Here is a 12795-nt window from a genome sequence, read left to right as displayed (position 1 = left end):
AGGGAACGGGATCCGGACGGGCCGGGATCCCGAAAGGACGGGATCCCGAAAGGACGGGCCGGATCCGGGCGCCTCGGCCGGGCCGAATCCCAGGTACCTCGGGCGGCCCCGAGCGCATCGGGCGGCCCCGGACACCTCGGCGGGGCCGGACCCGGAGGTCCCCCACCGACCCGGTCCCAGCCATCTCACTCAGCAGACGCCCCAGACGGCTCAGGCACCCCGGACAACTCAGCCGTCCCGGACTCCTCGGCCGCCCCGGGCCCAGGGGCAGACCTGGCCGACCGGCCCCCGGCGAAAACCCACCGGGCCGCTCCCTGACGGCCCTCAGCGGGCCGTCCGCAGCCCGTCGAAGGCCAGCCGGGCGACGGTCTCGGCGAGCTGCTCGCGCTCCGCCACCGCGTCCGGGTGCGGCCGGTACCACTCCACCAGCGAGTTGATCATGCCGAAGAGGAGCCGGGTCGCCAGCCGGATGTCCACGTCGGCCCGCAGGTCGCCCTCGTCCGCCGCGGCCCTGAGCAGCTCGGCCACCTTGTGGTCGAACTCGCGGCGCCGCTCCATGGCCCAGCGCTCGGTGGCCGTGTTGCCCCGCACCCGGAGCAGCAGCGTCACGTACGGCAGCTCCGCGAGCAGCACCTCGACCGTGCGGCGGGTGACGTACTCGACCCGCTCGACGGCCCTGCCGTGTTCCGCGCCCGGCTCGTCGAGGATCGCGAAGAGCCCGTCGAGCGCCCGGCTGACGGCCCGCCGCAGCAGCTCCTCCTTGCCGGACACATGGTGGTAGATCGACGACTTGGAGATGCCCGCCGCCTTGGAGAGGTGCTCCATGGAGGTGCCGTCGTAGCCGCGCTCGTTGAAGATCCGCACGGCCACGGAGAGCAGCGTCTCGGGGGTGTAAGTGTCACGCTTGGCGGTCGTCATCGGGAGTCCTCCGGGTCCTCGGCGTACGCCCGGCGCGCGGTGGCCAGGCTGGGCGCGTACCGGCCCGTGGGGCAGCGCTCGTGCAGGGCGTCGAGCAGGTCCCGTACGCGCGCGTGGCCCACTTTTCCGGCCCATTCGAGCGGCCCCACCGGATAGTTGACCCCGAGCCGCATGGCGGTGTCCACGTCCTCGGCGGTGGCGAGGCCCCGGTCGACGGCGTCGGCCGCGAGATCGGCGAGCATCGCGACCGTACGGGCCACGATCATGCCGGGTACGTCGCCGATCACGGACACCCGCTTGCCGAGGGCCTGGAAGAGGCCGACCGCTTCCGCAAGGGTCTCGTCCGAGGTGCCCTCACGGGTCGAGAGGATGATCCGGGTGGCCCGCGCGTAGTCCAGGGCGAGGTCGAAGTGGACGATCTCGTCGGTGCCGTACTCGAAGGACGTCCGGCCGTCCGCGAGGCGGAGCATGCCGCCGCCGGGCAGCAGCACATGGCCTCCGCCGCCCTTGCGCCGGACCTGGATCCCGGCCTCCTCGAAGAGCCCGACCAGGGGTTCCGCCGGGCCGAGGTCGCCCCGGACCACGATCCGCCCCGGCGCCTCGGCGGGCGGAGCGGTGTGCGGGGCGGGCCGCTCGTCGCCGTCTGCGTACGAGAACCAGCCCCGGCCCGTCTTGCGGCCCAAGCGCCCGGACTCCACGAGCCTGCGCTGGGCGAGCGAGGGCGTGAACTTGGGATCCTGGTGGAAGGACTCCCAGACGGAGCGGGTGACGGCCTCGTTGACGTCCTGGCCGATGAGGTCGGTCAGCTCGAAGGGGCCCATGCGGAAGCCGCCGCACTCGCGCAGGGCCGCGTCGACGGTGGCCGGGTCGGCGGCGCCCTCCTCGAAGACCCGCAGCGCCTCCGCGTAGAAGGGGCGGGCGATCCGGTTGACGATGAAGCCGGGGGTGTCGGCGCAGCGCACCGGGGTCTTGCCCCAGCCCTTCACCGTGCCGTACGCGCGCGTGGCGACGTCCGGGTCGGTGGCGAAGCCGCTGACGACCTCGACCAGCGGGAGCAGCGGCGCCGGGTTGAAGAAGTGCAGTCCGACGAGACGCCCCGGCAGTCTCAGGCCGCCCGCGACGGCGGTGACGGAGAGGGACGAGGTGTTGGTGGCGAGGACGGTGTCGTCGGCGACGACCTTCTCCAGGTCGGCGAAGAGCTGTCGCTTGACGGGGAGCAGCTCGACGACCGCCTCGACGACGAGCGCCGCGTCGGCGAGGTCCGCGAGGTCCCGGGCCGCGTGCAGGCGTCCGAGGGCCTCCACGCGCGCGGTGGCGTCCAGGCGGCCCTTCTCCACGAGCCGGTCGAGGCGGGCGGCGAGGGCCTTCACGGCCTCCTCGGCGCGGCCGGGGGCGCTGTCGTACAGGCGGACGGGGTGTCCGGCGACCAGGGCCACCTGGGCGATGCCCTGGCCCATGGTGCCGGTGCCGACGACGGCGACGGTGCGGTCACGTCCCACGGCGGCGGGCTCACTGGCGGTCACGTCGGCGCTCCCCCTGACGGTCACGTTGGCGCTCATTGGAGTGATCCTCCCCGATGGGTTTTCCACAGGATCGACAGGCCCCCTTGTCCCGACCGATCGTTCGGTTACTCTAACTCCGTACGCGTCTCCCTGCCCAGCTCGACGAGGAGTTGGTCCATCCATGGCCACCGCTCAGCCGACCACCGACCGTCTGGCCGAGAAGCACCGGTCCACGCTCGACCAGGCGCTCGCCACCATCCGGACCCGTGCCTACTGGTCGCCGTACCCCGAGCACCCGAAGGCGTACGGGACGGACGGCTCGCTCGACGCGGCGGCGGGGCTCGCCGCCCACCAGGCCGTCCTGAACACCCGTTTCGAGCTGGACCAGCCCGGCACGGACGGCTGGACCGGTGGCGAGACCTCGCCGTACGGCCCGGCCCTCGGCGTCGAGTACCCGCACGCCGACATCGACGTCCTGCTCCCCGCGATGCGCGCGGGCACCGGCGCCTGGCGGGACGCGGGGCCCGAGACCCGCGCCCTGGTCTGTCTGGAGATCCTCGCCCGGATCTCCGCCCGCACCCACGAGTTCGCGCACGCCGTCATGCACACCAGCGGACAGGCGTTCATGATGGCGTTCCAGGCCGGTGGCCCGCACGCGCAGGACCGCGGTCTCGAAGCCGTGGCGTACGCGTACGAGGAGCAGACCCGCACGCCCGCCGGACGGGCCGACTGGTCCAAGCCGCAGGGCAAGCGGGACCCCCTGGAGCTGAGCAAGGAGTTCACCCCGGTCGGCCGGGGCGTGGCCCTCGTCATCGGCTGCAACACCTTCCCCACGTGGAACGGCTACCCGGGCCTGTTCGCCTCCCTCGCCACCGGCAACCCGGTCCTGGTCAAGCCGCACCCGCGCGCGGTGCTGCCGCTCGCGCTCACCGTCCGCGTCGCCCGCGAGGTCCTCGCCGAGACCGGTTTCGACCCGAACCTGGTCGCGCTCGCCGTCGAGCGGCCCGGTGAGGGCATCGCCAAGACCCTCGCCGTGCGCCCCGAGGTCCGGATCATCGACTACACGGGCTCCACGGCCTTCGGCGACTGGCTGGAGGAGAACGCCCGCCAGGCGCAGGTCTACACCGAGAAGGCCGGCGTCAACACGGTCGTGATCGACTCCACCGACGACTACCGGGGGATGCTCGGGAACCTGGCGTTCTCCCTCTCCCTGTACAGCGGCCAGATGTGCACCACCCCGCAGAACCTGCTGATCCCCCGCGAGGGCATCGCCACCGACCAGGGGCCCAAGTCGTACGACGAGGTCGTCGCGGACCTCGCCTCGGCGGTCGACGGCCTGCTGGGCGACGACGCGCGGGCGAACGGGCTGCTCGGCGCCCTGGTCAACCCGGACGTGAAGGCACGCCTGGAAGCCGCCGCCGGGCTCGGCGAGGTGGCGCTCGCCTCCCGCGAGGTGGTCAATCCGGAGTATCCGGACGCCGTGGTCCGCACCCCGGTCGTCGTGAAGCTGGACGGCTCCAAGCCCGACGCCCAGGCCGCGTACTTCTCGGAGTGCTTCGGACCGGTCTCCTTCGCCGTCTCGGTGGACTCCACCGCGGACGCGCTGGAGCTGCTGCGGCGCACGGTCCGTGAGAAGGGCGCGATGACGGTCGGGGCGTACACGACCTCGGCGGAGACCGAGCGGGCGGTGGAGGAGGTCTGCCTGGAGGAGTCGGCCCAGCTCTCGCTGAACCTCACCGGAGGGGTCTTCGTGAACCAGACGGCGGCGTTCTCCGACTTCCACGGCTCGGGTGGCAATCCGGCCGCCAACGCGGCCCTGTGCGACGGCGCCTTCGTCGCCAACCGCTTCCGGGTGGTGGAGGTCCGCCGCCAGGCCTGAGACCACGCGCGGGTGGGGACCTCCGGGGGCCCCACCCGTGTCGGGCGGCACCAGCCGTGTCGGACGGCCCCGCCCTCCGGATCCACCGATGGCCCGGGCTCAGGCCGGGACGGGCTCAGGCCGGGACGGGCTCTGTCACCGACGGGTCCCCGGCCCGCGTCAGGCGCTCTCGATCTCCGCGTACCGCTGCACCCACGCGTGCATGGCGATGGCGGCGGCCGCGCCCGCGTTGATGGAGCGGGTCGAGCCGAACTGGGCGATCGAGCAGACCGTCTCCACGTGCGCGCGGGCTTCCTCGGTGAGCCCGGGGCCCTCCTGGCCGAACAGCAGCACACAGCGGCGCGGCAGCACGGTCCGCTCCAGCGGCACGGCGCCCGGCAGGTTGTCGATGCCGATGACCGGGATGCCCTCGGCCGCCGCCCACGAGGTCAGCGACGCCGTGTCGGGGTGGTGCCGGACGTGCTGGTAGCGGTCGGTGACCATGGCGCCACGGCGGTTCCAGCGGCGGCGGCCCACGATGTGGACCTCCTTCGCGAGGAAGGCGTTGGCGGTCCGCACGACCGAACCGATGTTGAAGTCGTGGCCCCAGTTCTCCACGGCCACGTGGAAGTCGTGCCGCCGGGTGTCGAGGTCGGCGACGACCGCCTCCCGCGTCCAGTACCGGTAGCGGTCCACCACATTGCGCCGGTCGCCCCCGGCCAGCAGCTCGGGGTCGTACCACTCGCCCTCGGGCCACGGCTCCGGATGCGGCCCGACGCCGATCTCGGGGCCGAAGCCCTCGTCGTACTGGACCGGCTCGGCGGACCCGGATCCGGGACTCTGTTCGGTGGTGCTCACCCGACGAGGGTACGGGGGGCGCGCTCCTCACCCGTACGGCGCTGTTCCGGCAGCTTCCCGGTGCCCGGCCGCCGCAGCAGCCGGTCCCGGCCCCGTACGGTCCGGACGCCGAGCGCCACCAGGAACGGGGTGGGCAGGAACACGGCGTCGGCGGAGATCATCGCGAGGGAGAAGACCGGCAGGCCGAGCAGGACCGCGATCCCGGCGTGCTCCAGCATCATCGCCACGAGCAGCACGTTCTTCACCTTGCGGTGGAACAGCGTGAACGGGAAGGCGACCTGCACCAGGACCGTGCCGTAGGTCAGCAGCATCACCATGGTCCCGCTGGTGCCGAGCAGCTCGGAGAGGGCCGGCCAGGGGGTGAAGTAGTCCAGGTTGAGCGGATAGAAGAGCGCGGTGCCGTCCTGCCAGCGCGAGCCCTGGATCTTGTACCAGCCCGCCGTGGCGTAGATCAGACAGACCTCGGCCATGAGCACGAGGAGGGCGGTGTTGTGGGCGAGGTTCGCCAGCGCGTCGAGCAGGGTGCGCGGCTCGTCGGGGGCCTGTCGGCAGACCAGCCACCACAGTCCGTTCCCCAGCCACAGCACCCACAGCAGCACCGGCAGCCACCACTCGCCGCTGACGCCGCTGAACCAGGTGGTGGCGAGGAGGAAGCCGCCGAGGACGGTCCACAGGAGCGGGCCGACGCGGTCCTGGCGCGGCGGCTCCCCCGCGTCTGCGGCGCGCGCCTCGCGGGCCGCCCGCCGGGCGTCGAGGGACCACACCTGGGAGCAGCGGGTGAAGACCAGGTAGATCGCGGCGAGGTGGAGGACGTTGTCGCCGCCGTCGCCGACGAACACGGACCGGTTCAGCAGCGACAGCACGCCGACCATGAAGACCACGGAGACGGCACGGGTGCGCCAGCCCAGCAGGAGCAGGAGGGCGGAGAGGACCGCGACGGCGTAGACGAACTCGAACCACGCGTTCGCGTCCGACCACAGGAGCACGGTGAAGGCCCGGTTGTCGGAGATCAGCCGGTGGGCCATCTCCCAGGACCAGGGGCTGTCGGGGCCGTACAGCTCGTGGCGGTGGGGCAGCTCGCGCAGCAGGAAGACCAGCCAGGTCAGCGCGAAGCCGATCCGGACGATCGCGCTCTGGTAGGGGCCGAGGGAGCGGCTGGTGACGGTCTGGACGGCCCGCGCGAGCCGCCGGTCGAAGGGCTCACGCGCGCGCGTGCCCCCGGCCCGGGTGGCGCTTCTCCCCAGGGGTACGACTCCGCTCGGTACGGGTCCGGGTCCGGGAGCACCGACACCCCCGGGCCCCGCCCCGCCTCCCACCTCCCCCACCGGAACGAAGGCGGGGGCGGGCTTCGAGAGGGAGACGGGGGTGGGCTCCGGGGCCGGGGCGGGGGCGGGAGTGGGCTCCGGGCCGTGCTCAGGGGCCGGTTCCGGGATCGCGCTGCTCATCGGCCCGCCTCCGTGCGGCTTCGGTCGGCCCCGGCGGGCCGGTCGGCGTCGGTGACCCGCCACCACGGAAGGTCACGGTAGGAGGGTGCGGTGTCGGTCTTCTCGGTGCTCCACGCGGGCGCGGGGACGGGCCGGGAGACGGCGCGGAGCTGGACGCGCCGCACCTCACCGCGGAGCCCCCGCCCGTCGGTGCCCGCGAGGGAGGGGAGTGCGTCGAGCCGGAACACCGCGATCCGGCGCATGTACCGCTCCGAGAGCTCGCCGCGCGCCCCCTGGGGGCGGTGGTCCTCGGCGTGTGTGCCGAAGTAGAAGTCGATGGCCCTGCGCAGCTCGTTCTGCTGGGTGTGGCTGGGCATCGGGTTGTGCCGGACGGCCTCGATGTCCTGGGCGGTGAGGTCGATCCAGCCGCTGGTGCGGAGCGTGCCGTCACCGGTGGAGATCTCGGCGCGGGCCTCGACCGAGACGTTCTGCTGGAGCGGGTTGGGCGCGAAGAGCTTCCAGTTCTGTTCGAACTCGGGGTAGATCCAGTCGTCGACGGCCTGACCGTGCTGTTTGGTCAGGGTGTTCGACGGAGCCACGTGCAGGAACACCATGGCCAGATGGACGCAGGCGAAGACCCCGGTGACGGCGAGCGCCACGGCGAGAACGACCTGGTAGGGGAGGGACAGGGCCATGATCCCCCCGGTCGCGCGCCCGGACTGCGACGGGTCCCGGCCGGTCGAGGGGCCTCCAGGATCTGCCCCGGCGGGGCCGGTCGAGGGGCCCCCGGGAAGTGCTCCGGCGGGGTCGGGGGTGAGGGGTCCCGGAGGGTGGCTGTCCACTCCGGCCGCGTCCTTCTCGACGTACGCGTCCATCCCGCCCCGATCCCGATCGGCCCACTCGGTTATCCACAGGGTTGACACCATACGGGCCGTCGACCCACCATTGAAGTCATTCAACCGAACGATCGGTCGGTAGGGGGTCCGGTGACCGCAGTAACGGCAGGGACAGCAGAGACCACGGGCGTGCCCGGCGTGTCGGAGGCGGCCACGGCCGCCGAGCAGGCCGCCCACGAGGCCGTGTTCGACGCCGCGGTGGCCGCCGACGAGCGGATCGAGCCGCGCGACTGGATGCCCGAGGCGTACCGCGCCTCGCTCGTCCGGCAGATCGCCCAGCACGCCCACTCCGAGATCATCGGCATGCAGCCCGAGGCGAACTGGATCACCCGCGCGCCCTCACTGCGGCGCAAGGCCATCCTGATGGCCAAGGTGCAGGACGAGGCGGGCCACGGCCTGTACCTCTACAGCGCGGCGGAGACCCTCGGCACCAGCCGCGACGAACTTCTCGACAAGCTCCACTCGGGCCGCCAGAAGTACTCCTCGATCTTCAACTACCCCACCCTGACCTGGGCCGACGTCGGTGCCATCGGCTGGCTGGTCGACGGCGCCGCGATCACCAACCAGGTCCCCCTCTGCCGCTGCTCCTACGGGCCGTACGCCCGCGCGATGGTCCGCGTCTGCAAGGAGGAGTCCTTCCACCAGCGCCAGGGATACGAGGCGCTGCTCGCCCTGTCGAAGGGCACCGAGGCGCAGCACGCCATGGCCCAGGACGCCGTGGACCGCTGGTGGTGGCCCTCCCTGATGATGTTCGGCCCGCCGGACGACGAGTCCACCCACACGGCCCAGGCGATGGCCTGGAAGATCAAGCGCCACTCCAACGACGAACTGCGGCAGCGTTTCGTCGACATCGCCGTGCCCCAGGCCGAGGCCCTCGGACTGACCCTCCCCGACCCCGACCTCCGGTGGAACGAGGAGCGCGGGCACCACGACTTCGGCCCGATCGACTGGACCGAGTTCTGGGACGTCCTCAAGGGGAACGGCCCGTGCAACGAGCAGCGGCTCACCAGGCGCCGCCAGGCCCACGAGGACGGCGCCTGGGTCAGGGAGGCCGCCGCCGCCCACGCGAAGAAGCACCAGCACACCGGCAAGCACGGGGAGGCACAGGGATGACGAGCGACGGTTGGCCGCTGTGGGAGGTGTTCGTGCGCTCCAGGCGCGGACTGTCCCACACCCACGCGGGCAGTCTCCACGCCCCCGACGCGGAGATGGCCCTGCGCAACGCCCGCGACCTGTACACCCGCAGGAGCGAAGGCGTGTCCATCTGGGTCGTCCCCTCGGCCGAGATCACCGCCTCCTCCCCCGACGAGAAGGACCCGTTCTTCGAACCGGCCGCCGACAAGCCCTACCGGCACCCGACGTTCTACGAGATCCCGGAGGGGGTGAAGCACCTGTGAGCACCACCGGAGCCCACGAGCACACCGCCGCACCCGGAGACCGGACCAATGGCGGCCCCGCCACCGCGACCGTCCCCGGGGAACGGACCGGCGGCCCCACCACCGTGACCACCACCGGGCAACGACCCCAGGACGGCCCTACGGTCGCCACCGGCACCCGGACGCCTCCGCCCGGCGTGCCCGTCGAAGCGGCGCTCGCCCTCGGCGACGACGCCCTCGTCCTCTCCCACCGCCTCGGGGAGTGGGCGGGCTCCGCCCCCGTCCTGGAGGAGGAGCTCGCCCTCGCCAACATCGCGCTCGACCTCCTCGGCCAGGCCCGCGTCCTGCTCTCCCTCGTCGGTGACGAGGACGAACTCGCCTACCTCCGCGAGGAACGCGCCTTCCGGAACGCCCAGCTCGTCGAGCAGCCGAACGGCGACTTCGCCCACACCATCGTCCGGCAGCTCTACTTCTCCACCTACCAGCACCTCCTGTACGGGCGGCTGGCCGCCGGCGAAGGCCCCTTCGCCGGGCTCGCCGCCAAAGCCGTCAAGGAAGTCGCCTACCACCGGGACCACGCCGAGCAGTGGACCCTGCGCCTCGGCGACGGGACCGACGAGAGCCACACCCGCGCCCAGCGGGCCTGTGACGCCCTCTGGCGGTACACCGGCGAACTCTTCCAACCCGTCGACGGCCTCGACGTGGACCACCCGGCCCTGGAGGGCGACTGGCTGGCCGCCGTCACCGACGTCCTCGGCAGAGCCACCCTCACCGTGCCCTCCGGCCCCCGCACCGGAGCCTGGGCCGCCGGGGCGGGCCGCCAGGGCCTGCACACCGAACCCTTCGGACCGATGCTCGCCGAGATGCAGCACCTGCACCGCAGCCACCCCGGAGCGACATGGTGACCGCCACCGCCCTCGAAGAGGAACTCGCCCGGATCGCCGGCGCCGTCCTCGACCCCGAGCTGCCCGTCCTCACCCTGGCCGAACTGGGCGTACTGCGCGGTGTCCACATCACAGGACCCGGCAGCGTCGAGGTCTCCCTCACCCCCACCTACACCGGCTGCCCGGCCGTCGAAGCCATGTCCTCGGACATCGAGCGCACCCTCCACGAGCACGGCGTCCCCGACGTCTCCGTCGTCACGGTCCTCAGCCCCGCCTGGTCCACCGACGACATCAGCGAGGAAGGCCGCCGGAAACTGGCCGAGTTCGGCGTCGCCCCGCCCCGCCCACAGGGCCCGGCGGGCGGCCCCGTCCTCCTCACCCTCGCGATCCGCTGTCCCCACTGCGGCTCCACCGACACCGAACTCCTCAGCCGTTTCTCCTCGACCGCGTGCAAGGCGCTCCGCCGCTGCACCGCCTGCCTCGAACCGTTCGACCACTTCAAGGAGTTGTAGATGGTGTCCCCAGGCGCCGAGCGGGCCGGGTTCCACCCGCTCACGGTGAGCGGCGTCGAGCAGCTCACCGACGACTCCGTGGCCGTCACCTTCGCCGTCCCGCCCGAGCTCCACGAGACCTACCGGCACCTCCCCGGCCAGCACCTCGCCCTGCGCCGCACGGACCGGCGGGGAGAGGACGTCCGGCGCACCTACTCGATCTGCGCCCCCGCCTCCCCGCCCGGCGAACCACCCGTGCTGCGCGTCGGCATCCGGCTCGTCGACGGCGGCGCGTTCTCCACGTACGCGCTCAAGGAACTGGCCGTCGGCGACCTCGTCGACGTCATGGAACCCCGGGGCCGCTTCACGCTCGCCCCGCGCCCCGGCCACTTCGCGGCGATCGTCGGCGGCAGCGGCATCACTCCGGTCCTGTCGATCGCGGCCACCCTGCTCGCCCGCGAGCCCGAGGCCCGGTTCTGTCTGATCCGCAGCGACCGCACCGAGGCGTCCACGATGTTCCTCGACGAGGTCGCCGACCTCAAGGACCGTCACCCCGACCGCTTCCAGCTGGTCACCGTGCTCTCCCGGGAGGAGCAGCAGTCCGGGCTGCCGTCCGGCCGTCTCGACCAGGAGCGGCTCTCCGCACTGCTGCCCGCACTGCTGCCCGTCGGCAGCGTCGCGGGCTGGTTCCTCTGCGGCCCCTTCGGACTGGTCCAGGGAGCCGAGCGGGCCCTGCACGGACTCGGCGTCGACCGCACCCGCGTCCACCAGGAGATCTTCCACGTCGACGACGGCTCCGCACCCGTCGGCGCCCCGGCGGCCGACGCCCCCGCCCACGCCACCCTGACCGCGACCCTGCACGGACGGTCCGGCAGCTGGCCTGTGGACCGGGGCGAGACCCTCCTGGACACGGTGCTCCGGGCCCGCGCGGACGCCCCGTACGCCTGCAAGGGCGGGGTGTGCGGCACCTGCCGTGCCTTCCTGGTCGGCGGCGAGGTGCGGATGGACCGCAATTTCGCCCTCGAACCGGAGGAGACGGAAGCCGGATACATCCTGGCCTGCCAGTCCCACCCGGTCACCCCGGACGTGGAACTGGACTTCGACCGCTGACCCGCACCGGACGACACCGGACCGGCGGCGGCGCCCGGGCCTCCTGGACTCCACCGCCTCCGGAAGATCCGGGCGGCCGCCCTCGGTGAGGCGCGCGCCCTCCGGGAGGCACGTGGCCCCCGAGAGATAGGTGGCCCGGGGAGATAGGTGGCCCCCAGGGGATACGTGGCCTCCGGGAAGTTCCCGCCTTCCGGAAGGTCCGGACCGCCATGCCCCCGTGAAGTACGGGCGGTGCGACGCATTCCCTTCCACTAGAACCTGTTCTATCTTGACGGACCGTCAGTCAAGAAGGCTCCAACGGGAGGGCAGGGCAGTGGACTTCACCTTCACCGAAGAACAGCGGGCGGCCGTGGAGGCGGCCGAGGCGGTCTTCTCCGATGTCGCACCCGACTCCGTACCGAGCCCCGCCCTCACTCCCGGCGCGGTCGCCGAGGACCTCGACCGGACCCTCTGGGCCCGGCTCGCCGCCGCCGACCTCCTCGCGCTCACCGTCTCCCCCCGACACGGAGGCTCGGGCCTCGACCCGGTCACCCTCTGCCTCGTGCTGCGGGAATCGGCCCGCGTCCTCGCCCGCGTCCCCCTCCTGGAGACCAGCGCCGTCGCGATGACCGTCGACCGGTACGCGTCCCCCGAGACCGCCGCACGCCTGCTCCCCCGCGTCGGCCGTGGCGAGCTGATCCTCACCGCCGCCTCCCAGGGGCGCACCGGACACGACCCCGCCGAACGGGCCGTCGCCGCGCACCGCGACGGCGAGCAGTGGATCCTCGACGGACGACAGACCGCCGTCCCCTGGGCCCATGGCGCCGACCTCCTCGCCGTACCGGCACACACCGCCGAAGGCCGTACCGTTCTCGCCCTGGTACCCCGCACCCACGAGGGCCTGAGCCTCACCGCCCAGTACTCCACCCACGGCGAACTCCTCGCCGAACTGCGCCTCGACACCGTCCGGCTCGACACCGTCGATGTCATCGACGCCGACGGCGCCTGGGAACGGCTGCGCGGACTCCTCACCACCGGCACCTGCGCGCTCGCCCTCGGTCTCGGCGAAGCCGTCCTCACCATGACGAGCCAGTACACCGGGAAACGCGAACAGTTCGGCCACCCCGTGGCCACCTTCCAGGCCGTCGCCGTCCAGGCCGCCGACCGCTACATCGACCTGCGCGCCATGGAAGCCACCCTCTGGCAGGCCGCCTGGCGCCTCGGTGTAGACACGGGAGGCCCGCTCCCCGTCACGGGCGACATCGCCGTCGCGAAGATCTGGGCCTCCGAAGGAGTACGACGGGTGGTGCAGACCGCCCAGCACCTGCACGGCGGCTTCGGCGCCGACACCGACTACCCGCTGCACCGCTACCACGCCTGGGCCAAGCACCTGGAGCTCTCACTCGGTCCCGCCGCAGCCCACGAGGAGGCACTCGGCGACCTGCTGGCCGCCCACCCCCTCGGCTGACGCACACCCGGGCGCCGCCCCGGCGCCCCCC

Annotated in this window: 12 protein-coding genes; 7 read left to right on the top strand and 5 right to left on the bottom strand. The window is 72.8% G+C overall.

All coding sequences use genetic code 11. The features are described from left to right. Nucleotides 1-324: 324 nt before the first annotated feature. Both ACIRQY_RS14530 and ACIRQY_RS14525 read right to left on the bottom strand, forming a co-directional pair. Nucleotides 325-918, bottom strand: coding sequence for a TetR/AcrR family transcriptional regulator (locus ACIRQY_RS14530; protein WP_351783405.1), 594 nt, complete (start codon nt 916-918; stop codon nt 325-327). Further along, the gene (locus tag ACIRQY_RS14525) at nt 915-2477 is read right to left on the bottom strand and encodes a 3-hydroxyacyl-CoA dehydrogenase (protein WP_403925195.1); all 1563 of its coding nucleotides are present in this window, start codon (nt 2475-2477) and stop codon (nt 915-917) included. The genes ACIRQY_RS14530 and ACIRQY_RS14525 overlap by 4 nt, the downstream gene beginning before the upstream one ends. 124 nt (nt 2478-2601) lie before the next feature. On the opposite strand from ACIRQY_RS14525, the gene paaN reads away from it, so the two are divergent. Then, nucleotides 2602-4299 carry a phenylacetic acid degradation protein PaaN gene (gene paaN / locus ACIRQY_RS14520; protein ID WP_403925192.1) on the top strand — a complete coding sequence of 566 codons (1698 nt, stop codon included), beginning with the start codon at nt 2602-2604 and terminating at the stop codon, nt 4297-4299. A 159-nt stretch (nt 4300-4458) separates the two neighbouring features. Here paaN and ACIRQY_RS14515 read toward each other — a convergent pair whose 3' ends face one another. From ACIRQY_RS14515 to ACIRQY_RS14505, 3 genes are read right to left on the bottom strand one after another with little or no spacing between them, the layout of a single operon-like run. Beyond that, nucleotides 4459-5136, bottom strand: coding sequence for a TrmH family RNA methyltransferase (locus ACIRQY_RS14515; protein ID WP_403925189.1), 678 nt, complete (start codon nt 5134-5136; stop codon nt 4459-4461). Then, a complete protein-coding gene (locus ACIRQY_RS14510) occupies nt 5133-6581 on the bottom strand; it encodes an HTTM domain-containing protein (RefSeq protein ID WP_403925186.1) in 1449 nt (482 codons plus the stop codon). Before ACIRQY_RS14510 ends, ACIRQY_RS14515 begins: the two co-directional genes overlap by 4 nt. Then, nucleotides 6578-7435 carry a DUF5819 family protein gene (locus ACIRQY_RS14505; RefSeq protein ID WP_403925183.1) on the bottom strand — a complete coding sequence of 286 codons (858 nt, stop codon included), beginning with the start codon at nt 7433-7435 and terminating at the stop codon, nt 6578-6580. The genes ACIRQY_RS14510 and ACIRQY_RS14505 overlap by 4 nt, the downstream gene beginning before the upstream one ends. A 150-nt stretch (nt 7436-7585) precedes the next feature. On the opposite strand from ACIRQY_RS14505, the gene paaA reads away from it, so the two are divergent. The 6 genes from paaA to ACIRQY_RS14475 all read left to right on the top strand — a co-directional run bounded on the left by paaA (nt 7586) and on the right by ACIRQY_RS14475 (nt 12764). After that, the gene (gene paaA, locus ACIRQY_RS14500; RefSeq protein WP_403925366.1) at nt 7586-8569 is read left to right on the top strand and encodes a 1,2-phenylacetyl-CoA epoxidase subunit PaaA; all 984 of its coding nucleotides are present in this window, start codon (nt 7586-7588) and stop codon (nt 8567-8569) included. After that, a complete protein-coding gene (gene paaB / locus ACIRQY_RS14495) occupies nt 8566-8853 on the top strand; it encodes a 1,2-phenylacetyl-CoA epoxidase subunit PaaB (protein ID WP_055599070.1) in 288 nt (95 codons plus the stop codon). Before paaA ends, paaB begins: the two co-directional genes overlap by 4 nt. Further along, entirely contained in the window at nt 8850-9737 is an 888-nt protein-coding gene (gene paaC, locus ACIRQY_RS14490; RefSeq protein ID WP_403925179.1) for a 1,2-phenylacetyl-CoA epoxidase subunit PaaC, read from the top strand. Before paaB ends, paaC begins: the two co-directional genes overlap by 4 nt. Next, entirely contained in the window at nt 9731-10228 is a 498-nt protein-coding gene (gene paaD / locus ACIRQY_RS14485) for a 1,2-phenylacetyl-CoA epoxidase subunit PaaD (protein ID WP_403925176.1), read from the top strand. The genes paaC and paaD overlap by 7 nt, the downstream gene beginning before the upstream one ends. Then, nucleotides 10229-11317 (top strand): 2Fe-2S iron-sulfur cluster-binding protein, encoded by a 1089-nt coding sequence (locus ACIRQY_RS14480; protein ID WP_403925173.1) that lies wholly within the window; start codon nt 10229-10231, stop codon nt 11315-11317. Between the two features lie 313 nt (nt 11318-11630). Beyond that, entirely contained in the window at nt 11631-12764 is a 1134-nt protein-coding gene (locus ACIRQY_RS14475) for an acyl-CoA dehydrogenase family protein (protein ID WP_403925170.1), read from the top strand. Nucleotides 12765-12795 lie beyond the last annotated feature (31 nt).

The sequence above is a fragment of the Streptomyces sp. NPDC101490 genome, assembly GCF_044767145.1.
GTDB lineage: Bacteria > Actinomycetota > Actinomycetes > Streptomycetales > Streptomycetaceae > Streptomyces.
The sequence above is the reverse complement of the archived record's forward strand: the minus strand, read 5'-3'. Positions and strand labels throughout refer to the sequence as shown.